The sequence below is a fragment of the Christiangramia flava JLT2011 genome (assembly GCF_001951155.1).
GTDB lineage: Bacteria > Bacteroidota > Bacteroidia > Flavobacteriales > Flavobacteriaceae > Christiangramia > Christiangramia flava.
Map to the genome: position 1 here is coordinate 1,542,704 of NZ_CP016359.1, position 22,450 is coordinate 1,565,153.

Sequence of the window (22,450 nt, forward strand, 5' to 3'; positions counted from 1 at the left end):
AACGAATTTGTGAGTTTAGAGAAACTCATTCAACTGTGTAAAAAACAGGACAGGAAAGCCCAGGAACAGCTTTACCGACTTTACTCGGCTAAGCTGTTTGGCTTATGTCTAAAATATTCCGGTGGCTATGCAGAGGCCCAGGACAATTTACAGGATGGATTTCTCACTATTTTTGCAAAGATTTCTCAGTATAACGACAGTGGTTCCTTCGAAGGCTGGATGAAGCGCATCATCATTAATACTGCACTTCAAAAACACCGGAAACAAAAGGTTTACGGGCTTACCAACGAAGAACTACTGAAAGACGAAAATATCGAGGTCGAAGCAGAGGAAGATATCTCTCTTGATTTTCTCCTGAGTTGTGTTCAGGAATTACCCGAACGCTACCGGCAGGTTTTTAACCTTTACGTGCTGGACGGTTATTCGCACCGGGAGATTTCAAAGATGCTCCAGATTTCTGAAGGAACCTCGAAATCGAACCTGGCAAGAGCCAGGCTGGCTTTAAAAGACAGAATAGAAAATCAACAGGAAGACCTCAATTCGGCCCATTCATTATGAAGGAAAAGAAGAACATAGACCGGTTATTCCAGGAGAAGTTCAAGGACTTTGAAAAGAGTCCTCAGGAGGATATGTGGAATAGGATTTCGGAAGAATTGGACAAGAAGGAAAAACCTTCCCGAGCGTTGATTATTCCGCTATGGTTAAAAGTAGGAAGCGTTGCCGCCATCCTGGCCATCATTCTTTCTACCGTGCTACTCCAGCAAAATAGCAACACCCCCGAAAAAACAGAACCGGGAATCGTTTACGACGAAGCGGAAAGCGAAACCAACCAGGAACAGCCAGCAAATGAACAAGCTGTTCCAGGTGAAGAAAACAATACCCAAATTGGGAATATTCCGGGTGAAAGTGGCAAATCGGCCACTGGGAACCATTCGTCAAGTCTGGCTGAGGAACATTCAGAAAATTCTGAAGCAGTTGGCAATACTTCCCGTCAATCCACTTCTTCGGAAAGCAGGACAGGCGGTACCGATAATACCAGCGCTCGTACTAATCAACAAATTGCGGCAGCGAATACTTCCGAAGAAAATTCAGAAAAAAACGAAAGAACCCAGAGTGCTGATCTTACCGGTTCGCGAGTGGCCAATACTACCACCAGTACAGAGAATTTTGAAAAAGAGAAATCCAGCAATATGCCGGAGCCTGGCCCGGAAAAAAAATCCGGCATCATTGCTGAAGCGCAAAATTCTAAAAATGAGCTGATCCAGGATTCGATCGCTTCCGAGGAATTGCTGAAGGAACCGGAAAGCCTGATTGCTGAAAATGAAGAAGACCCGTTACCGGAAGAGGACCTGGAAGAAGATCTTTCCGAAGCGACGAAAAAGAAATTTCAGCTTTCGACCTTCGCGGCTCCAATTTTCTATAAAAACCTTGGCTCTGGAAACGAGCTGGCCAACCAGTTCTCTTCTAATTCCAAAACTTCTGATGTGACCGTTTCCGTAGGAATGAAACTGGCATACCAGGTCTCGAAAAAGATCAAGATCAGGACCGGCGTGAGCAAACTGAGCGTAAATAATAATATTGAAGGAATCGCTTTTTCTCCATCGGCTTTAATGAACCAGGTCGAGAATATTTCACCTTCCGGTTCCGGCGATAATATCAACATCATTAATGCGCCAGCCCCGAACAGGACTGGCCCAGCAAGTGAGACAAACTCCAGTTCTTTTGGTTCGATGTATTCGTTAGCTTCCAATACGATCTACAATCCGGGAGAAATTCACCAGGAATTTGGCTTTATTGAAATTCCCCTGGAACTAGAATATGCCCTGGTGGACAAACGTTTTAATCTCAACCTTATTGGGGGTGCCAGTGGGCTCTTCCTGGATGACAACCGCGTGAGCCTTGTGACGGAAACCGCTTCGACGGAACTTGGAGAAGCCAGCAACATCAACAAAACGAGTTTTAGCACGAATGTGGGAATTGGACTGGATTATGAACTGAACCAGAATTTCAGCATTGGTGTAGAGCCTATTTTCAAGTATCAGCTCAACACGTTTTCCAACGTTAATAATGTACAACCGGTGAACTTTGGGATCTATTCAGGCCTCAGTATACGGTTTTAGGTATTAGAGCGAAGGATGCTGCAATTCCTGCAGGATGATGCCACGTACCTTTTCTTTCAGTTCCCGCTTATCTGCCGCCTGAAGATTTTTGGTTGGAATGAATTCATGGATCCGAACGCGTAATTTGCCCGGACCACCGGAAAGGAAGGTATAGGAAAAGCGCTTTTTAGTGTCGTGAAAAGTTAGCGGAACAATAGGGATCTGGTGTTCGATCGCCAGCCTGAAAGCCCCGTCTTTAAACTCGTCGAGTATAATAGTTTCATCATCTGGCACTCCTCCTTCCGGAAAAATGCACACACTATTTTGTTGTTTCAGCCTTCGCTGAGCTTCATTAAAAGCTTCCTGCCTACTTTTTTGATTTCCGCGGTCCACCAGAATACAGGTTCTTCGGTAGAAAAAGCCGAAAACCGGAATTTTGGCCAGCTCCTTTTTTCCGAGGAACACAAAAGGCTGTTTTATAACGCTTAGCATTAACATAATATCGACCATCGAAGCATGGTTGGCCACCAGCATATAACTTTTATTCTTCTCCGGAAGCTGATCTGCCAGTACTTTCGTTCGAAAGCCCATCCCGAAAAGGATAAATTTCGCCCAGGCCCTCGCGCAGACGAAAAATTGTGGGTAAAATTTTTCCGAAGAAGTGAATACCAGGAGCACAGGAAGCATGACCACAATGGGAACTACCAAAAGAATGTAGAACCAGATTCTCCACAATAAAATAGCCAGTGCTTTAAGTACGCGCATTCCTCAAAAGTACTAAATTGGAAGTATTGTATGCCATAAAAAATTTACCTTTGCCCAAAAATTAGAAAAAGCAGATGTCCAGAATACTTACCGGCGTACAAAGCACAGGAACTCCGCACCTAGGAAATTTACTCGGAGCCATTTTGCCCGCAATTAAAATGGCCAATGACCCGAATAATGACAGTTTTATCTTCATCGCTGATCTACACTCTCTTACGCAGATCAAAGATGCAGAAACCCTGAGACAAAATACCTACTCGGTAGCGGCAACCTGGCTGGCCTGTGGCCTGGACATCAATCGCAGCGTATTTTACCGCCAGAGCGATATCCCGCAGGTGACGGAGCTCAGCTGGTACCTCAGCTGTTTTTTCCCTTACCAGAGGTTGACCCTTGCGCATTCGTTCAAAGACAAAGCCGACAGGCTGGAAGATGTGAACAGTGGGTTATTCAGCTACCCGATGCTTATGGCTGCTGATATTTTGTTATATGACGCGGAAATCGTTCCCGTAGGAAAAGACCAGTTGCAGCACCTGGAAATGACCCGTGATGTCGCCAATCGTTTTCATGCTAAAATGGGTGAGGTTTTCGTGATTCCTGAAGCAAAAGTGGAAAAAGACACTATGTACGTTCCTGGAACCGATGGCGCTAAAATGAGCAAGTCTAAGGAGAATACTATCAATATCTTCCAAACCGATAAGAAACTGCGCAAGCAGATCATGGGGATCGCAACCGATAGTACGCCACTGGAAGAACCAAAAAACCCGGAAACCTGTAATGTGTTCGCCCTTTACCAGTTACTGGCCAGTGATGAGCAGGTTGCTGAAATGCGAAAGAATTACGAGGCTGGCGGTTATGGATATGGCCATGCCAAACAGGCGCTTTTCGAACTTATTCGGGATGACTTCCAGGAAATCAGGGAGAAATACGAATACTACAGCAACAACCTGGAAGAAGTTGATAAAGCCCTGGAAATTGGTGCCGAAAAGGCTCGAGAAGTAGCCAATACCGTATTGGCGAAAGTTCGTAAAAAGGTTGGTTACTAGATCACTTCAAACAATTTTCCCGGCAAGGGCCTTACAATTCCTTTCAATTCCAGGCTTAACAACATGGAAGCGGTCTTGAACGTGGGCAGGTGACAGTTTAAAGCGATCTGGTCCAGTTCACTTTTACCGGCATGTTCCAGGAAATTGTACAATAACTGTTCTTCTGAATCCAGCTGAACAAATAGCTGTTTTTGTACCGGTTTTATTTCTTCGGAAGTAGTGGTTTTCCAGTTCAGAATATAAGCAAGATCAGCTGCTGAAGTTAATACATGAGCCTGCTGACTTTTGATCAGGTTATTACAACCCGTACTAAAAGTATCTCCAGGCCTGCCCGGAACCGCAAATACTTCCCGGTCGTAAGAAGCAGCAATATCAGCAGTGACCAGTGCGCCCCCCTTTTCAGCACTTTCAATCACTAGGGTTGCTTCGGAAAGTCCGGCAATAATGCGGTTTCTTTTCAGGAAATTATTACGGTCAAATTTATCGGTGCTCCAGAAATCGGTAAAAAACCCTCCGTTCTCTTCCATCTCCCGGCAGTATTTCTGATGCACTTTCGGATAGATCTGGTTGAAACCATGTGCCAGGCAGGCCACAGTTTGCAAACGATGCTGAAAGGCGGCCCGATGAGCGGTGATATCCACGCCGTAAGCATAACCTGAAACGATGACCGGGTCAAAAATGGCAATTTCCTCCACTAATTTCCGGCAAAATTCGGCTCCCTGCGGGGTGACCTGTCTAGTGCCTACCACACTGATGATCTTCTTTCGGTGGAGATCGATAGTTCCTCTGGAAAACAATAACACCGGGGCATCAGCGCAATGTTTTAATTTTTCCGGGTAGGTATGGGAGCTGAAATCGTGAACCTGGATCCTGTTTTTAGCAATGAATTCGAGCTCTTTTTCAGCAGCCTTAATATGCGCCGCATTTTGTATTTCTGCCAGACGTGTCTTCCCAAGGCCTTTGACCTTTTCCAGCGTACTGATCTTTTCCTTAAAAATGTTCTGAGCGCTCCCGCAGCGCTGGATCAATTTTCTCGCGGTAGTGTCGCCAAGCTGCGGAATATGCAGTAAAGCGAGAGTGTACAATAAATTTTCCGGCGTCATAAGTCCCTGTGCATAAGTGATTAAAATTACTCAAAAAAAGATTTGTTAATAAAAATTCTTTGGGTAACTTTAACAAAATGCCAAATCTTCTATTTTTGCCGCCAATGAATATTTCGAACTACATCCAGGATCTTTTATACCGATATGAATGCGTGGTGCTTCCAGGTTTCGGAGCGTTTTTGACACAAAAGCATTCGGCAATTATCGATGAGGCGAAAAATAAATTCTTTCCGCCTAAAAAAGTAGTTTCCTTTAACCGCCAATTGATCAAAAACGACGGCTTACTGGCAAATTATATCGCGGAAGTTCAGGATGTCTCGTATAACACGGCGAATAATATAATTCGTGAATTCGTGTATGAGCTCGAAAGTTCGCTACAGAAAGAGAACCATGTAGAATTAACCAAAATTGGAAAATTTTACCTGGATGCGGAAGATAAACTGCAATTCGAACCACAGACCGAAATCAATTTCCTTACACAGTCTTTCGGGCTAAGCTCTTTTCACACCGAAAAAATTCAGCGTGAGCTGTATAGAGAGCAGGTGGAAGAACTGGAAGAAAAAGCACCAATCCTTTTCACCCCTAACAGAAGGCGCACCGCCATCTGGAAATACGCTGCCGTTGGAGTTATCGCCATTGGTCTCTCAGCTTTTGCCGGACTGAATATCTACAGCAACCAGGTGTCTGAACACAATATTGCAGAACAACAGGAAGCTGAAAGCCAGCTTCAGCAGCAAATACAGCAGGCGACTTTCGTAATCGATAATCCACTGCCTGCGGTAACTTTCGAGATCGAAAAACAAAGCGGTGATTACCATATTGTCGCAGGTGCTTTCCGAGTAAAGGAAAATGCCGAAAAAAAGGTGGAGGAATTGCGTGAAGAGGGCTACAAAGCGCGCTACATTGGTGAAAATAAATATGGTTTGCACCAGGTGGTTTATTCCAGTCATGAAACCAGAAGAGATGCGACCAATGAACTTTACAGGGTCAAGAAAACCAATGATGCTGCCTGGTTGTTAGTCCAGGAACTTTAATACTTCTTTAAGGGAGGCTTCTCCCAAAGCACCTTATTTTTGCAAAAAAATTTTTATGGAGCCAAAAGCACCCCGGGAATCTCGTACTACGCTTACTGACTTAGTCTTACCTAGTGAAACCAATCCACTAAACAATCTTTTTGGAGGGGAATTATTAGCCCGGATGGATCGTGCAGCGAGTATTGCGGCCAGAAGGCACAGCCGGAGAATCGTGGTGACCGCCTCTGTAAATCACGTAGCCTTTAATAAAGCTGTCCCACTGGGAAGTGTGGTGACCGTGGAAGCAAGCGTTTCCAGGGCTTTTAAATCGTCTATGGAGATTTTCCTAGATGTTTGGGTGGAAGATCGCGAAAGTGGCCGCAGAACCAAAGCAAACGAAGCAATTTACACCTTCGTAGCGGTAGATGAAACCGGAATGCCGGTTCAAATCCCACCACTCGAGCCGGAAACCGATCTTGAAAAAGAACGTTTTGCCGCAGCCCTACGGAGAAAACAATTGAGCCTTGTTCTCGCCGGTAAAATGAAACCTAATGAAGCTACCGAGCTGAAAGCGCTTTTTGACAATTAATTCACTCATTCGGGTTATAATAATGCACCCGAAATCCGAGACCTGTATTCAGCATAAACATCTTATTGGACTCGACTGCCAGATTTGATCAGCAAATCGTGCGTGCACAAAAAGCCCGACGGCAGAAAAAATTCAATTTCTTCATAAAAAAGACGGTTTTATACTTCAGATATAATTGCTGAAAAATGGTTTCTTACAACCGCCTACATTTTATAGATCCAGGAGGCAGGATCCATTTTTTCAGTATTCTTGAACAACAGAAAGTGTAGGGTGGTCTTTCCAGTACTTTTGCTGGTAGCGATCGTTCCAATATCCTGGCCGGTCGTTACCTGCTGGCCTCTTTTTACAAACACCTCATCAAGGTTATTATAAATCGTAATATAATCACCGTGACGCAGCATCACAGCTTTATTGGCTCCTTTTACGGCCTGTACCTCACTAACGGTTCCGTTAAAAACTGCACGTGCTTTTCCGCCTTCTTCGGTATCGATACGAACCCCGTTACTGTTCACCATCGCCGATTTTACAACCGGGTGAGGGTGTTTTCCGAAGCGCATACTAACGGTTCCTGATCGCACCGGCCATGGCAGTTTTCCCTTGTTATTGGCAAAATCGGCTGCAAGCGCCCTGGCTGCCGGCGTTAATTCGTAAGTATCCCGTTCCGAAGATCCGCTTTCTTTATTGGCTTTAGCAATAGACTCCCGAACCATTCGCTCGATCGCACGGTCTATCTCGTCAATTGCCTGCTGTTTTTGCCTGATCTGGCTTGCAAACTGTCCTTCCTTCTGTTTAATGGTGGCCATGAGATCCTGCTGTGACTTGCGGTTGATCTCGAGCTGAGCGCGTGTTTTACGATTCTCAGCAATGAGCGCTTCTTTTTGTTCTTTCTGTTGGACCAGCTGGGAATTGAGCTGCTGCAACTCCATGGTATTCGCCTTGATTTCCTCGCCCTGTTGATGGCGATAATTGGAGTATTGCTTCATGTATTGCAAACGTTTGTACGCCTGCAGAAAACTTTGAGAAGACAACAAGAACATAATCCTGCTCTGCTGGGATTTGCTTTTGTAGGACCGCCTGATCATTTTCGCGTAATCATCCTTAAGCTCTTCCAGGTCCTTCCGCAGTTTAGCAATCTTATTGGTATTGGTATTGATCTCCCGGGTGAGCAGGTTTGCCTGCTGGTTCGTTACCTTAATCAGGTTTTCCGTACTCTGGATTTGCTGATTCAGGTCTTCCACCTGCCCTAAAACCGATTGCCTTTTCTTCTGATTGGAAACCCGTAGTTCATTGATCCTGCGAATCTCATTCTGAAGTTCAATCCTTCTTTTTTCCAGTTCTTCCCTCCCGCTCTGGGCAAAAACACTGGCGCCCATCGAAAGGAAAATAATTAAGCAGATTAAGAATTGGAAGGCCGGTTTTTTAATCATTATTTTAAGCTGATTTCTTCATATCCAGAAGGTATTTCAAAAGGAAATGTCACTTCTTCGTTGAAACTAAGCGATCTATAGGTTAACTCGATATTGGTGCTGGAATTGCCTTCGTTGACGATAATTTTGATTTCTTCCGGAAAAATAAAGCCGTCGGTAGACTGGTAATCAGAATACGTGATGGTGACGCCACGATTATCCTTTTCCTGGGTAAGCTGCTGCGCCGAAGCCTTAAAATTAGAAGGATTCAGCAGGAACATTTTTTTTATGAATTCCCCTTCTGCGGAAGCAAACTGAAATCCGCGGCCGGTCGCAGAAAAATCATATTTTTCGTTGCGAAGGTCATAGATCGCCTGGCCGATGAGTAAATTCTGAAGCTTTTCGAAATCCAAAGGTGTCCCCACAAAGTCACTCACCAGGCTGAAGTCTCCATCAAAATAAGTTTGCGTCACCTTTTCATAGTAACTCACGCGCTCCGGAGTGATGTAGGCTTTAGCAACCGGAAACCCAAGAATGCTTGCGCTCATCCAGATGGCCTTGTCTTTTTCCATCCGAAAACTGAGGTTTACAGACTGTGTTCTTTCGTCATCCTGGTAAACCGCACGCAGTTTGCCCATCACCGTCTTAAAATCGGCTTCATTTTGGTAATGTTTCTGGATCACCGAAACCGCCTCAGCATCTTCGGTTGCGATCTTTGCTCTTCTTGTAGTTCCGCAGGAAACAGCAAAAAGGGCTATAATAAAAAGTACAATTAGCTTCTTCACAATCAATCTATTTCTTGTTCCAGGCTTTTGGCCTTTTGCAAATATTCACTGGCATTCTCTTCATTTTTCATGCCGTTATATGCTTTGGCCAGTTCCGTATAAAAATCGATTTCCATTTTGCGATCATCGATCAGGTAATCCAGGCCTTCTTTCAGAACTGTTTCCGCTTCCTCAAAATTATTAAGATTATTAAAGGCAACACCACGAAGCAGGTAGAAAATTGGCTGGGACGGAAAAATTTCCAGCGCATTGGCGCTAAGCTCGGCCGCCTGCTGGTATTGTTGAAAATCTATTTGCAGCAAAATGGTGTTTTTAGCCAACTCAAAATTGCCAGGATCATCTTCCACTCCCATCTCATAGAATTGAAGCGCATGTTCTTTATCAGACTTTTTTAAGTAGAAATCTCCCAACTTTTCGAATAGGCCGGTCGCATTTTCCAGTTGGTTCAATTCGGCTGAAACGGCAACCAACTCCTCTTCATATTCCGGATTTTCTTCCACAAAGTTCAAAAAATCGTTCAGCACCTTAAATTTTGATTCCACATCGATCTCTTCGCTTTCAAACACGATTTTCATCGATTCGATCGCCTGCTCCGGTTCATTTCTGTTCAGATAAAATTTATACAGTGCCAGGTGTGCCAGCGAAGAACCGGGATGACTATCCAGCAATTCCTGGGCCACTCGAAACGCCTCTTCCTCGTCGCCCTGCTCGCTATACATGTAGATCAGGTTCAGGTAATTCTGCTCTTCTTCCGGATTATCTGAAATATTCTTCTGAAGATTTTCAATCTGAGCACCGGTATTATTAGTGCGCGTATAGATCTGTCTTCTCAGCTTGTTTCGGTAAGAATCCGCACCGCGTTGCTGGTCTAACCGATCTAACACCGAAAGCGCCTGATCAAATTCCTGATTTAGAAAATATAAATTGGCCAGGTCTTCTTCATAATCCTGATCTAACGGAATCAATTTCTTCAAAACCTGGATCGCTTCGGAATAATTTTCTGCCAACCCGTAAGTTTCGTATAAATAAACCAAAACCGGTTCGTTGTTCGGTTGCAGTTCCAGAGACTTCTGAAGGTTTTCCGAGGCTTTACGGTAATTTTCGAGTTCCCGGTAATTCCTTCCCAATTCGAAATAGACTACGGCTTTATTTGGGTCGATTTCCCGGCACTTCTCCAAAGCGGTTATCGCTTTGTCGTAATTCTCGATTCCTTTCTGTTTTAGCGCTTCAAAGAAGCTCTCCTGGAAAGCATCGGTTACATTACCAAGGTCATCCTTATTAATATCCTGAAAAGGGTTTTCCGGTTCCTGAGCGATACTGGCCCCGGAAATAAGGAAAACGATCAGGATGTTAAAAAGGTTTTTCATTTATTTCTATTCCAGCACCGAATAATCACCAATGCTGATCTGAGTAAACTCACCATCGAATTTAGCGAAGTTTCCGATCATCGCGTTATCCAGTTTCGCATTCTTGATTTCAGCATTCTTCTGAATAAGACTGTTCTTGATAGTCGAATTTTCCACCTTAGTTCCATCGCCTATAGAGACGTTCGGTCCGATCTTCGCGTTGATCAGCTCAACATTTTCGCCGATATAGCATGGCTCGGTAATTTCAGCATTCGAGATTTTTACAGAATCTGCGATTAGTTTTTCGCCATCCTGATGAAGGAAGTTCAGCATACGACCGTTGGTTTCAACAGTCACATTCTTATTTCCGCAGTCCATCCATTCATCAACTTTTCCCGGAACAAAGCGTAGTCCGCTGGCGCGCATCTGCTCAATTCCATCGTTGATCTGGTATTCTCCACCGCGAGTTAATTTCGCGTCTAACACATTCTGAAGTTCATTCTTCAGAACTGCCACATCCTTGAAATAATAGATACCGATAACCGCAAGGTCTGAGACGAATTCCTCAGGTTTTTCAACCAGGTCGGTGATTTCGCCATTCTGATTCAGCTGAACAACACCGTAAGCCGAAGGATTTTCCACTTTTTTAACCCACATCACCGCATCTGCCGATTTATCCAAATTGAAATCAGCTTTAAAAAGCGTATCAGCATAAGCGATTACAGCAGGACCACTAAGAGATTCCTTTGCACACATGATCGCGTGACCGGTACCCAGTGGCATATCCTGATAATAGATCGTTCCTTTGGCTCCAAGCGAATTGGCAATTTTCATAAGGTCCTGCTCCACCTGTTCTCCAAAATCTTCTCCAATGATAAAAGCGACTTCATCGATCTTTTCATCCAAAACTTTTGCAATGTCTTCAACCAACCTGTGAACGATAGGTTTTCCGGCGATTGGAATAAGTGGTTTTGGAACCGTTAAAGTATGCGGACGCAGTCTGGAACCACGACCTGCCATTGGGACAATAATTTTCATTTATGTTTGATTTAATTAGAATTTATTCACTTCCTGTACTTCCGAAGCCGCCCGCACCGCGGGTTGTTTCTTCCAGTGTGTCGGTTTCTTCCCAGCTGATCTGCTCATGTTTGGCGATCACCAGCTGTGCAACACGCTCTCCGTCCTGCACCTCAAAATTTTCGTTAGAGAGATTCACCAGGATCACGCCTATTTCTCCGCGATAATCGGCATCGATCGTACCGGGAGAATTCAGAACGGTTACACCTTTCTTGGCAGCCAAACCACTTCGCGGACGAACCTGCGCTTCAAAACCAACGGGCAATTCTATGAATAATCCTGTTTTTACAATAGCGCGTTCTAAAGGTTTTAACATAATTGGTTCGTCGAGATTGGCTCGAAGGTCCATTCCGGCGGAAGCACCAGTTTCGTATTTAGGGAGTGAATGTTTTGATTTATTAATTACTCTTACGTTCATGAACTTATAATTTTAGCAAGCTGTTTCCTTTCCATCAAATAAACGGTAGCGATAAAGACCAAATTCACCAGAACCGCTACGATATACTGCTCCCTGAAATACAGGAAACAAACTATGGAAAGCCCAACAGACAATATCAGATAAAAACTTATTTTTTTAACGTTATAAGGCACGGGATAGTACTTTCTGCCAAAGAAGTAAGACACCACCATCATACCTCCGTAGGCCAAAAGCGTTGCCCAGGCTGCCGCGATAAAACCAATAACCGGAATCAAAAGAATATTGATAGCGATTGTGATCAAAGCGCCAAAGATGGAAATATACATTCCGGCACGCGTTCGATCAGTCAATTTGTACCATACTGCAAGATTGTGATAGATACCAAGGAACAGGTTCGCCAGTAAAATGATCGGCACAATGCTGATCGCCATCCAGTATTCTGAATCTTTAATAAGCAATTCCTTGAAAATATCGATAAAGGAAACCAGAATCAGCAGCATCAAACTTCCGCAGATCACAAAATACTTCAGGATAACAGCATAAGTTTCCCTCGCATTTTTCTTTTCAGCATGATTGAAGAAGAAGGGCTCAGCTCCCATTTTAAAGGCCTGTACAAAAATGGTCATAAAAACCGCCAGTTTGTAACAACCGGCATAGGCCCCCATCACTTCATCTGAAACCATATCTTTTATCAGGATCTTATCCAGGTTTTCATTGACGACAAAGGCGATACCGGCTACCATGATAGGCCAGCCGTACTTCCACATTTGTTTGAAAATATCAAAACTGAAATTGATCTTCGTTCGGAAAAAATAGGGCAATAAAAGTAGAAAAGTAATTCCGCTGGCGGCAAGATTGGCGATAAAAACATAACCTACTATATCCTGAATCTCGTAATTATTCAAAACCACATCTGGCGCAAGAGACGGATAGTTCCGAACGATTTTCAGGAAATAATAATTCAAACCGAAATAGATCAAAACATTTAGAATCTTGATCCCGGCAAATTTGATAGGTCTTCCCGTAGCCCGTAAATAGGCGAATGGAACCACTACCAGAGTATCCAGCACGATCACGCTGAATAACAACTGGAAATAGAACGGCTGCAGATCCAACAGCTGAATTACCTGGTCCTGAAAAACAAAAACCGATACCGCGAACAAAATGGTGGAAGCAGTCAGGGCGATAAATGAAGTGGAAAAAACCAGGTTCTTATCTTTCGATTTACTGAAAAACCTGAAAAAGGAAGTTTCCATTCCATAAGTTAACAGCACATTGAAAAATGCCGCCCAGACGTAGAAAATGGTATTAACCGAGTATTCTTCACGTGGCAGGATATCGGTATGCAATGGAACCAGCACAAAATTCATTAGGCGTGGGAAAACCGTTGCAAAACCGTAAATAAGGGTATCCTGAAAAAATCGTTTTAAAGTACTCAACAGGAGCGGGTTGATTTATCACAAATATCAGAATAAATCAGCAGTTTTTTGAAGAAGCTGCTTATTCCTTTTCCACAATTCCTGTTAGCTTGTAATATTTGGTCTGCTCATCTTGTGTAAAAACAAGTATCGCTTCGTCTTCATTGATCTTAAACGGACTTTTCTCAGGTTTTTGAGGAGCTTTGTTACCATACTCTTCAGCAGGATCGCTGCTCATCACCATATCTGAACTTCCAACGCTGAAATTCGCAACATACCTGTTCGGCTTTTCCTCATCCTGAACCAATCCCGATTTCATTCCGTGGAAATACACAGAATCGAGGCTCATCCTGTTATCCTGAATAGCCACAACCGGAATTTCTAATTGAATGCCATCTGAAGAATAGGTATAGGTCACCTTACCAAATTGAGCTGGCACTCGTTCCTGAAGTTCCTGGCTGCTTCCGCAGGCAAAAAGGGTTAATACAATTGCTGCTGAAAGGAAACGTAATGTATTTTTCATAATGATGGGTTTTTGATTTGGTATTAGAAAAACAAAACCTGTACCAAAGAAAAAGCCCGCAGTTTCTGCGGGCTTTGATTTATCTAAACTGAAATGAATTCAGCTAATTATCCGTTCAATGCTTCGGCACCACCAACGATCTCCAGGATCTCGTTTGTAATGGAAGCCTGACGGGCTTTGTTGTAAGATAATTTAAGGTCGTCTCTCAATTCTTTCGCGTTATCTGTCGCTTTGTGCATCGCGGTCATACGCGCACCATGCTCCGCAGCAAAAGAGTCTCTAAGCGCCTTGAATAATTGCATTTTTAAAGACTTCGGAATTAGCTCCTGAACGATCTCCAGTTTGGAAGGCTCAAAAATATAATCCAGTTGCTTGTTTTCATCGCTTTCAACGGCTGTTTGAATTGGAAGCAATTGTTCGGTCATCACCACCTGAGTAGCAGCATTCTTGAACTGGTTGTAAACCACTTCAATTTTATCATACTTGCCATCAACAAAAGCCTTCATAAGGTCTTCAGCGACATCGGAAACATTTTCGAAAGTCAATTCGTCAAAAATTCCGTTGTTGTTTTTATAAATGGTAAACGTTTTCTTCAGAATATCATTGGCTTTTTTACCAAGCGTCAGCACTTCAACTTCCTTACCTTGATATTCTTCCTGAATTCGAGATTTTACCTTTTTAATGATATTGGTATTAAACGCTCCCGCCAAACCTTTGTTAGAAGAAACAGCAACGATCAGCACTTTGTTAACCTCACGCTCTTCAGAATATTTACTTCCAGATTCGTCATCAAGGGTCGCACTTAAATCCTGTAGCAACTGTGTCAGTTTTTCAGAATAAGGTCTCATTGCGGTGATCGCATCCTGAGCCTTACTCAACTTGGCAGCCGATACCATTTTCATGGCACTGGTGATCTGCATCGTTGAAGAAACCGACGTGATCCTGCTACGTAATTCTTTTAAGTTTGCCATTTGTATATCGAATTAGACTCCGGAGAATTCACTCCTCCGGAATCTTTCAGATTTTTTATTTTTTGTACTTCGCAGAAAGCTCTTTTGCAGCTGAAGTTAACGTATCAGTCACTTCATCAGTCAGTTTTCCAGCTTTCAAAGTATCCAGCACATCACGGTGCTTGTTCTTCAGGTAATCAAGATATTCCATCTCAAATTCCTTCACTTTATCTACAGGAACTTCTCTTAGAAGGTTCTTAGAACCTGCATAGATGATCGCGATCTGGTTTTCAACCGGATACGGATCGTTCTGTCCCTGCTTTAAGATCTCCACGTTTCTTCTACCTTTTTCGATCACTCCAAGAGTTGCCGCATCCAGGTCTGAACCAAACTTCGCAAACGCTTCCAGTTCACGGAACTGAGCCTGGTCTAGTTTCAAAGTACCAGCAACTTTCTTCATCGATTTGATCTGCGCAGAACCTCCAACACGTGATACAGAAATACCCACATCAATCGCAGGACGAACACCAGAGTTAAATAAATCTGACGTTAAGAAGATCTGACCATCAGTAATCGAAATTACGTTCGTTGGGATATATGCTGAAACGTCACCTGCCTGAGTTTCGATAATTGGAAGAGCGGTAAGTGATCCACCACCTTTCACGTTATCTTTTAAAGTCTCCGGAAGGTCGTTCATATTCTTCGCGATATCATCATCGGCAATCACCTTTGCAGCACGCTCCAGTAATCTTGAGTGGAGGAAGAATACATCCCCAGGATACGCCTCACGTCCCGGTGGACGACGAAGTAGCAAAGATACCTCACGGTATGCTACCGCCTGCTTGGAAAGATCATCATAAATGATCAAGGCAGGACGACCTGTATCTCTAAAGTACTCACCAATCGCTGCACCAGCGAAAGGAGCATAAACCTGCATTGGAGCAGGATCTGATGCGTTTGCAGCCACGATCGTGGTATAAGCTAGCGCACCTTTATCTTCAAGAACCTTGGCAATACCAGCAACAGTAGAAGCTTTTTGCCCAACCGCTACATAGATACAGTAAACTGGTTCCCCTCTATCATAAAATTCTTTCTGGTTAAGGATCGTATCGATACAAACTGTTGTTTTACCAGTTTGACGGTCACCAATAACCAACTCACGCTGCCCTCTTCCTACCGGTACCATAGCATCGATAGACTTAATTCCAGTTTGAAGTGGCTCTGTTACCGGTTGACGATAGATTACACCAGGAGCCTTACGCTCCAATGGCATTTCAAATGTCTCTCCTTCGATTGGACCTTTACCATCTATTGGTTGTCCCAAAGTATCAACTACTCTACCTACGATACCATCACCAACATTGATAGAAGCAATACGCTGAGTTCTTTTTACTGTAGAACCTTCTCTAATTTCTTTTGAAGGACCTAAAAGTACTACCCCAACATTGTCTTCTTCAAGGTTCAATACAATACCTTCAAGACCGCTTTCGAACTGTACCAACTCACCGTATTGTGCGTTTGAAAGTCCGTAAACATTGGCAATACCATCACCTACTTTCAGTACGGTACCAACCTCGTCTAAAGAGGCCTTGGATTCAAAACCTGATAATTGTTCTTTTAATATTGCTGAAACTTCAGCAGGATTCACTTCTGCCATAATTATTCAAAATAATGGTACACCGGCAGCGCACCTGTTTTCATTAAATTTTTGAAACGTATGTGTTGTCTTTTAATCTTCTTTTTGCATCGGCTAAATTACGGGCAACGCTTGCATCATACTGCAAATCGCCTACTCGCAAAATAAAACCTCCAATGATACTCTCATCGATCATTTTCTTCAGGCTCGCTTCAGAACCCGTAAGCTCCTTCACTTTTGCCAAAACCTGTTTCTCAAGGTCAGCATCTAATGGCACTGCTGTAGTAACCACCGCTTCCTGAATTTGGTTATCCTTGTTGTAAAAGGAAATATATTCTCTGGCAACCACTTCAAGGATATTGATACGACCATTTTCCAACAGCACATCAATAGAACCCTTAGTAGTCTCATCCAGATTTTTGAAAATAGCTAACAGGCTGCTTTTCTTTAGAGAGTTCTTAATTATTGGACTTCCCAAAAATCCCTGAAGCTCTCGACTTCCAAGCATGGTTTGTCTGATACTCTGCATATCACTATAAACAGCCTTAGCAGTTCCCTTGTCTTTTGCAAGGGAAAGAATTGCTTTTGCGTATCTTTTCGCAGCTCTGGCTCCTACCATCGGTTTAGTTTAGCTTAGCATCACCGATCATCTTTTCGATCATCCTGTGCTGCTCTTTTTTATCTGATAATTCTTTTCTTACTACTTTCTCGGCGATCTCTACAGAAAGCTCGGCAACCTGATTTTTCAATTCAGCCATAGCCGACTTTTTCTCCATTTCGATACTTCTCTTAGCATCTTCCACGATCTTGTCTGCCTTTTTCTGAGCTTCGGTTGAAGCATCAGTAATCACTTTTTCCTTCATTTCACGAGCCTCTTTCAGGATCGCATCTCTTTCTGCACGTGCTTCCTGCATCAGCTTTTCATTATCAGCTCGAAGGTTTTCCATTTCCTTACGTGCTGTTTCAGCTGAAGCTAAAGCGTCATTGATAGACTGTTCTCTGTTTTTAACCGAATTCAAGATCGGTCTCCAGGCAAACTTTGCCATAAGAAATAACAGAACCAGGAAGACAATTGTCTGCCAGAAAAATAATCCGAAATCAGGAGTAATTAAATCCATAATCTATTTTTAAAAAATCTTCTTTAAAACATCATTTTTAAAAGAGTCTTTTTCGCAACCAACCGTTGCGAAAAAGACCTTCTGAAATTAATTATCTTAATACACCTAGAAGAGAAGCAACCACTCCAAAAAGAGCAACCCCCTCTACAAGTGCAGCAGCGATAATCATAGCTGTCTGGATTTTTCCAGAAGCTTCTGGCTGACGTGCGATAGCTTCCATGGCAGAACCACCAATTTTACCTACACCAACTCCGGCTCCAAGAACCGCTAGTCCAGCTCCTAAAGCTGCAAGACCTACATACAATAATTCCATAGTTGAAAAAATTAAAAATTAAAATTAATGATGTTCATGTTCCTCAACTGCCATCCCGATAAACAGGGCCGACAGGATCGTAAAAATAAACGCCTGAAGGAATGCTACAAGCAATTCCAATACTGTTATAAATAAGGCGAAAGGAACCGAAATTCCCGCAACGCCTGCACTTTCTAAAATAAATATCAACCCGATCAAACTCAGGATAATAATGTGCCCTGCAGTAATGTTCGCAAACAAACGAATCATCAAGGCAATTGGCTTAATAAACACACCCGCACCTTCAACTACCGCCAGGATTGGCTTGACCCATGTTGGGATACCTGGCATCCAAAGTGTGTGCTTCCAGTAATCTTTATTACCGTTGATCAGGATCAGGGCAAGTGTAAACAACCCTAGAGAAACAGTAACCGCGATATTTCCAGTTACGTTAGCGGCTCCGGGAAGCAAACCTAACAAGTTAGTGATCCAGATAAAGAAGAAAACCGTAAGTAAGAATGGCATGAATTTCATGTATTTCTTCTCACCGATCTGAGGGATCGCAATTTCGTCTCTCACAAACAACACAAGGGTTTCAAGAACGTTGTTAAGGCCTTTAGGCGCATGTTCATTCTTTTTATGATGCCTGGCTAAACCAGCGCTAAAGAACAACAACATCAAAATCACTGTTAAGAACATGGCAGCCACGTTCTTGGTAATCGAAATATCCCAAGGCTTGCTGGCATTTACCGGGTGATGTTCTGCATCAAATTCCACAGTCTCAGCCCCATCATTCAGCATGTAAATATCTTCATGCAAATTCACGAAACGCATCCCGTTTTTCTCCACAATATGATGACCCTCTGTATCATGATGAAATTCACTAGACATGAAAGTAACCAAACCATTATCAGTATAAAGAATGACCGGCAACGGCAGTGTTACAGAACTTTCACCTTCACCAAAAAAGTGCCAACCATGAGCATCACCAATGTGATGCATGATCATTTCAGTTGCATTGAATTCTTCCTCAGCTTCATTCAGAGATTTGGACTCATTTGAAAAAGCAGTGAACGGGAAAAGGACTAAGCCTAAAAGTAGGGTCACTATAATCTTAACAGATTTCTGTGCTATCATGATACCTTTCATCTTAAAATTACGGGCTCTAAATTTTCGTGCAAAGGTATACTTTTAATTTGTTTCTGAAAGAACCCTGTTTAATTTTTTAACCCTAAGCCGATATTTATTGATTGATCTGATAAACAGCCAATTATTTTGAGTTAATCAATTTTACGGCAAATAAAGTTTCGAGGATAAGATACAGAAAATAGGGAATGAAAAAAGAAAAAATGTCGTTCAAAGGTTTTTCAAAATCACTCAGCATCAATGGCAAAAGAAAGAGTACCGAGAGCAACATTTTGAACAGGCTTCCCGCCATAAAGGCAAAACCGGTCTTTTCTTTAAAGCTTTCGTGCACGAACACCAAAGCCAGGTATATCCCGAAAGTGATCAGCGCATGAAAAAGATAGATGAGCCAGATGTTGTAATACAAATCCAGGTGCAGCACAAAGTGAAGGATCAAATAGTGTAAAATGGCCAATCCAATAGTGAACGGGAGGAGAATCCGCAGAAAAGCGGTGATTTGTTGCTTCATTTAGTCTTCATTGAGATTTTTCACACTTCGGTAAACCTGATACAGCGCTACGAATACGCCAATCAGGGAGATCGAAATGGTAAAACCTGAAAATTTATTGGGGAATTTTCCATCCAGCCAGATGCCTATGAGTACACCCGCCGCGATGATAATTCCCATCTGAAAGGCGATATTGACAAATTGCAGGTATTTGTTACGCCGATCGTTTTTCATCTTCTTTCTTCAAAGTTTTTACCTGTTTCCCCATTTCGCAGGTTGCGTTGAATACGGCGCCGGGCTCGATCGCCAGTTTTCCGGCCACCACTTCACCTTCAATCTGTGCGGTCTTTCTAAGGCTGAGCACATCGGTCACCACCAGTTTGCCGGTGAATTTGCCTTCAATGTCGGCACTACCGCATTCCAGCGTTCCATCTATGAAACCGCCATCGCTAATCACCACTTTACCCGGTGTATTTAGATGGCCTTTTAAGGTTCCTTCAATCCTGAAACAGCCTTTTGCACTAACTTCTCCTGTAATCACCGTACCGGAAGCGATACGATTTTGCTCCTCGTTACCGGAGCTTTGCTTGGTCTTTTTTTCTGAAAACATGTCTGGTCTTGTTTAATCCTGGTCGAGAAAATTTCTTAAATTTTTCTTAAGAATTACAATTCTATAATTTTCCGCCGAGATTACAAAACCCTGTCTTTCAATTTTGTATTCTTTATTTTTCTGAAGCAACTCCTGGAAGCCCAAAGCTTTAGACCGATTGTCAAGACCGTGCACCGTCACAAAATCGGTATTCGAATCATACCGTTCTCTGCTGATACTGAGCTTGTCATAGCCCAATTCCTGCAAAACTTCAGCAAGTTTTTCCCGGAACTGTTGCCCCTTCTCCTGCTCAGCATGATCAAAACTAAAAACAAGTTTATAATTCGCCTGAAGGTCATCCCGGTTAAATTCCAGGTTTTCCAATTCAGGAATAGTCGAATTCAGGATCTGCTGGGCGCGCTGTCCCTCCGGAGTTTGCGAATAATTCATCGCCACATAATTCAGTGATTCCTTATAAGCTTGCAAACCGTATAATCTACCCGTCGCCTGGGCCTTCAGCAATTCAAATTTCGGAAGCATCCTGTTGCCCGTAAACTGCCTGCTATATTCACTCGATTTTTCGATCACCTCTTCGAAATTGCCCTCTTCAAACTGAATAAAAAGCCGGTTATATAAAGCTTCCGGACTATTTTCGTCGGCCTGGATACTGGAAGGATCATTGATAAATGCCGCGTATCGAGAATCAGGATAATTGGTAAGAATATCTGTCTTAAGTTCCTGGGCCCGCTGTTGCTGCCCCATGGCTTCATAGATCCGGTATAAATTATATTTTGCCGGAATCGCTAAATTTTCACCTGGTTCATTTTTTAATAAAAATTCCAGTCGCTGTGCTGCCAGACCCTGTTCGCCAAATTTCTCATTATAAATGATCCCTAACTGGTAATTTGCCAGGTTCCGCTGGGTGGCGAGGCTATCCAGGATTAGCCTGTCTGAAGGAAATTGTGCGATATACGTAGCGGGATCGTAAATAGGATTATTGTCAAAATTGACCTCCATGATACGCTCCTGGGCGTTGACCGTACTCGGGCCGGTGGTGCTCCCGCCCCAGCGCCAGTTATCAGTTAGTTCCCGGCTTCCCCAGGTTCGAAGAAATTCCTGTGCGCCTCGGGAAACCCGTAACGGGTTGTAAAAATAGAAACTGTTGGAGGTTCCTCCGGTATTTGGGCCTGCAGCCGGAGTGGTTGCTGCCGAAGGAAAAGTATTGGAATTCCCAACGTTTGCCGCATAAACGGGCAATTCTGCACTATCTGCCTGTTCCAGTGCCTTGGCGCGAAGTTCATCAGTATATTTTGTGAAATAGGCCAGGCGCTCTTCTTCGGAAAGGGCTGCAAGATTCAGAATACTATCGGTTTCTTCAGCGATCAGTTCATACTTGATCACATCGTCCAAGTTTTCCCGTTTCTTTTTAATGGTTCGATATTCCAGGAGTTCGGGCGACATGCTGGTGAGCGTGGAATCATAATACTTCCCGGCCATCTGGTAATTTGCCCGGTCGAAATTAATATTTGCGAGCACCTCGTAGTTTACCGATTTTAGATACACATCACTCGAAGGAGATCGCAGGGACTTATTGTAAAATTCTTCGGCCAGGCGCGTCGAATCAATCCGGTTATAATATTCGCCTAACTGAAAATAGATCTTATCCAGGTAAGGCCTGTTTTCACGGTTTTCCTCAAGTTCCCGGAGCATATTCAGTAAATAGGCATTATCACCCTGGTTATAATTGAAATTCTGGGCTTTTTTAATGTAGGAGTTGACGTAATAGATACGAGGCGACTTTCGGTTCAGGTCAATCACCTCATCAAAAGCCTGGTTGGCCAGTTCTTTTTGTCCCAGACGATTGTACAGTTGCCCGGTGATAAAAAGATAGCGCCCTTTTTCTTCATTTTCGCGGGTATAGGAAGCAGCGGCCTGTAATGGCACGAGCGCACTGTCTAAATGGTTCAGGTTCATATAGGCCTGGGAAAGGCTGGCATTGGCATCAGCAATATCCTGATCCTCGAGCCTGTCAGAATCTAAAATCTTTTTAAGGTTTTTGATGGCCAGTTTTTCGTTTCCCAGCCTGATATTGGTCTTTTCCCGCCAAATCCGTGCATGCGTAATATTGTCGCTCGCAGGATACCGGTAAAGAATATAATTGAAAGCGTCCAGCGCCGGCACGAATCGTTGGTCAAAATACCGTGCTTTACCGAGTAAAAGGTAGGCCTCATCCATTTGCGGGTTACGCTCCTTTCCGCCGATCTGCATCGAATGTTTCTGGATGGCCTTAACTGCTTTTTCTTCAGCACGGCCAAAATTCTGATTCCGCACGCTGTCTGGAAGCAGGATCTTATCGTCAATGGCGAGGCGTTCTACGGGAAGAAGATCCCAGTAATTATCGGCATAATTCTGGGCAATTTCCCGCTGGCCCATATCCAGTGCCACCTGGCCATTGTACAGCGCATTATATTCCGAAGTAACGGCGTGGTAATTCCTGCTGATAAAAGTATTCTTCTTCCGGGAACAGCCAAAAATGACCGCGGAAAGCATCAGAATTGCCAATACTCGTTTTAGGATATTCAAATTCTGCCATTTCTGGGTACCATGAATAACTGTGATACCGCCGGTTTAGTATGTAAAAGTAAAC

The 22,450-nt window shown here is 43.3% G+C and carries 24 protein-coding genes; 5 read left to right on the top strand and 19 right to left on the bottom strand.

Features of this window, described 5'->3' with window-relative positions:
• Window positions 1–9: 9 nt before the first annotated feature.
• Both GRFL_RS06595 and GRFL_RS06600 read left to right on the top strand, forming a co-directional pair.
• Window positions 10–558: an RNA polymerase sigma factor gene (locus tag GRFL_RS06595; protein WP_083643862.1), complete on the top strand. Its 549-nt coding sequence runs from the start codon at window positions 10–12 to the stop codon at window positions 556–558.
• A complete protein-coding gene (locus GRFL_RS06600) occupies window positions 555–2,120 on the top strand; it encodes a porin family protein (protein WP_083643863.1) in 1,566 nt (521 codons plus the stop codon). Before GRFL_RS06595 ends, GRFL_RS06600 begins: the two co-directional genes overlap by 4 nt.
• Window positions 2,121–2,123: 3 nt before the next feature.
• Here the strand turns inward: GRFL_RS06600 and GRFL_RS06605 are convergent, their stop codons facing one another.
• The gene (locus GRFL_RS06605; protein WP_083643864.1) at window positions 2,124–2,864 is read right to left on the bottom strand and encodes a lysophospholipid acyltransferase family protein; all 741 of its coding nucleotides are present in this window, start codon (window positions 2,862–2,864) and stop codon (window positions 2,124–2,126) included.
• Between the two features lie 74 nt (window positions 2,865–2,938).
• On the opposite strand from GRFL_RS06605, the gene trpS reads away from it, so the two are divergent.
• On the top strand, window positions 2,939–3,907 hold the full coding sequence (gene trpS / locus GRFL_RS06610) for a tryptophan--tRNA ligase (protein ID WP_083643865.1): 969 nt from the start codon (window positions 2,939–2,941) through the stop codon (window positions 3,905–3,907).
• On the opposite strand, the gene dprA is transcribed toward trpS, so the two are convergent.
• Complete coding sequence (gene dprA, locus GRFL_RS06615; RefSeq protein ID WP_083643866.1) at window positions 3,904–5,010, bottom strand: DNA-processing protein DprA; 1,107 nt, start codon at window positions 5,008–5,010, stop codon at window positions 3,904–3,906. The two genes, trpS and dprA, sit on opposite strands and share 4 nt — an antisense overlap.
• A gap of 77 nt (window positions 5,011–5,087) precedes the next feature.
• Between dprA and GRFL_RS06620 the strand changes: the two genes are divergently transcribed.
• A complete protein-coding gene (locus GRFL_RS06620; RefSeq protein ID WP_341475768.1) occupies window positions 5,088–6,044 on the top strand; it encodes an HU domain-containing protein in 957 nt (318 codons plus the stop codon).
• Window positions 6,045–6,099: 55 nt separating this feature from the next.
• Window positions 6,100–6,612 carry an acyl-CoA thioesterase gene (locus GRFL_RS06625; protein ID WP_083643868.1) on the top strand — a complete coding sequence of 171 codons (513 nt, stop codon included), beginning with the start codon at window positions 6,100–6,102 and terminating at the stop codon, window positions 6,610–6,612.
• A 203-nt stretch (window positions 6,613–6,815) separates the two neighbouring features.
• Here the strand turns inward: GRFL_RS06625 and GRFL_RS06630 are convergent, their stop codons facing one another.
• From GRFL_RS06630 to porW, 17 genes are all read right to left on the bottom strand, one after another.
• Window positions 6,816–7,985, bottom strand: a complete 1,170-nt coding sequence (locus tag GRFL_RS06630) for a murein hydrolase activator EnvC family protein (RefSeq protein ID WP_236995890.1) — start codon at window positions 7,983–7,985, stop codon at window positions 6,816–6,818.
• Between the two features lie 53 nt (window positions 7,986–8,038).
• On the bottom strand, window positions 8,039–8,803 hold the full coding sequence (gene lolB1, locus GRFL_RS06635; RefSeq protein WP_236995891.1) for a lipoprotein insertase outer membrane protein LolB1: 765 nt from the start codon (window positions 8,801–8,803) through the stop codon (window positions 8,039–8,041).
• 2 nt (window positions 8,804–8,805) lie between these two features.
• Window positions 8,806–10,170: a tetratricopeptide repeat protein gene (locus GRFL_RS06640; protein WP_083643870.1), complete on the bottom strand. Its 1,365-nt coding sequence runs from the start codon at window positions 10,168–10,170 to the stop codon at window positions 8,806–8,808.
• A 6-nt stretch (window positions 10,171–10,176) separates the two neighbouring features.
• Complete coding sequence (locus tag GRFL_RS06645; RefSeq protein ID WP_083643871.1) at window positions 10,177–11,187, bottom strand: sugar phosphate nucleotidyltransferase; 1,011 nt, start codon at window positions 11,185–11,187, stop codon at window positions 10,177–10,179.
• A gap of 22 nt (window positions 11,188–11,209) precedes the next feature.
• The gene (gene dut, locus GRFL_RS06650; RefSeq protein ID WP_083643872.1) at window positions 11,210–11,644 is read right to left on the bottom strand and encodes a dUTP diphosphatase; all 435 of its coding nucleotides are present in this window, start codon (window positions 11,642–11,644) and stop codon (window positions 11,210–11,212) included.
• A complete protein-coding gene (locus tag GRFL_RS06655; protein ID WP_083643873.1) occupies window positions 11,641–13,083 on the bottom strand; it encodes an oligosaccharide flippase family protein in 1,443 nt (480 codons plus the stop codon). The genes dut and GRFL_RS06655 overlap by 4 nt, the downstream gene beginning before the upstream one ends.
• A 61-nt stretch (window positions 13,084–13,144) precedes the next feature.
• Window positions 13,145–13,585 carry a hypothetical protein gene (locus GRFL_RS06660; protein ID WP_083643874.1) on the bottom strand — a complete coding sequence of 147 codons (441 nt, stop codon included), beginning with the start codon at window positions 13,583–13,585 and terminating at the stop codon, window positions 13,145–13,147.
• Between the two features lie 107 nt (window positions 13,586–13,692).
• On the bottom strand, window positions 13,693–14,556 hold the full coding sequence (gene atpG / locus GRFL_RS06665) for an ATP synthase F1 subunit gamma (protein ID WP_083643875.1): 864 nt from the start codon (window positions 14,554–14,556) through the stop codon (window positions 13,693–13,695).
• 55 nt (window positions 14,557–14,611) lie between these two features.
• Window positions 14,612–16,192 (bottom strand): F0F1 ATP synthase subunit alpha, encoded by a 1,581-nt coding sequence (gene atpA, locus GRFL_RS06670; protein WP_083643876.1) that lies wholly within the window; start codon window positions 16,190–16,192, stop codon window positions 14,612–14,614.
• A 43-nt stretch (window positions 16,193–16,235) separates the two neighbouring features.
• On the bottom strand, window positions 16,236–16,790 hold the full coding sequence (gene atpH / locus GRFL_RS06675; RefSeq protein WP_083643877.1) for an ATP synthase F1 subunit delta: 555 nt from the start codon (window positions 16,788–16,790) through the stop codon (window positions 16,236–16,238).
• Between the two features lie 4 nt (window positions 16,791–16,794).
• Window positions 16,795–17,289, bottom strand: a complete 495-nt coding sequence (locus GRFL_RS06680) for a F0F1 ATP synthase subunit B (RefSeq protein ID WP_083643878.1) — start codon at window positions 17,287–17,289, stop codon at window positions 16,795–16,797.
• Between the two features lie 91 nt (window positions 17,290–17,380).
• A complete protein-coding gene (gene atpE / locus GRFL_RS06685) occupies window positions 17,381–17,602 on the bottom strand; it encodes an ATP synthase F0 subunit C (protein ID WP_083643879.1) in 222 nt (73 codons plus the stop codon).
• A gap of 24 nt (window positions 17,603–17,626) precedes the next feature.
• Complete coding sequence (gene atpB, locus GRFL_RS06690; protein WP_083645991.1) at window positions 17,627–18,718, bottom strand: F0F1 ATP synthase subunit A; 1,092 nt, start codon at window positions 18,716–18,718, stop codon at window positions 17,627–17,629.
• Window positions 18,719–18,851: 133 nt separating this feature from the next.
• Window positions 18,852–19,235, bottom strand: coding sequence for a hypothetical protein (locus GRFL_RS06695; RefSeq protein WP_083643880.1), 384 nt, complete (start codon window positions 19,233–19,235; stop codon window positions 18,852–18,854).
• Complete coding sequence (locus GRFL_RS06700; RefSeq protein WP_083643881.1) at window positions 19,236–19,448, bottom strand: AtpZ/AtpI family protein; 213 nt, start codon at window positions 19,446–19,448, stop codon at window positions 19,236–19,238.
• Window positions 19,429–19,824, bottom strand: a complete 396-nt coding sequence (locus GRFL_RS06705; RefSeq protein ID WP_083643882.1) for a bactofilin family protein — start codon at window positions 19,822–19,824, stop codon at window positions 19,429–19,431. Before GRFL_RS06705 ends, GRFL_RS06700 begins: the two co-directional genes overlap by 20 nt.
• Window positions 19,825–19,836: 12 nt before the next feature.
• Entirely contained in the window at window positions 19,837–22,386 is a 2,550-nt protein-coding gene (porW, locus tag GRFL_RS06710; RefSeq protein WP_236995892.1) for a type IX secretion system periplasmic lipoprotein PorW/SprE, read from the bottom strand.
• Window positions 22,387–22,450: the final 64 nt, after the last annotated feature.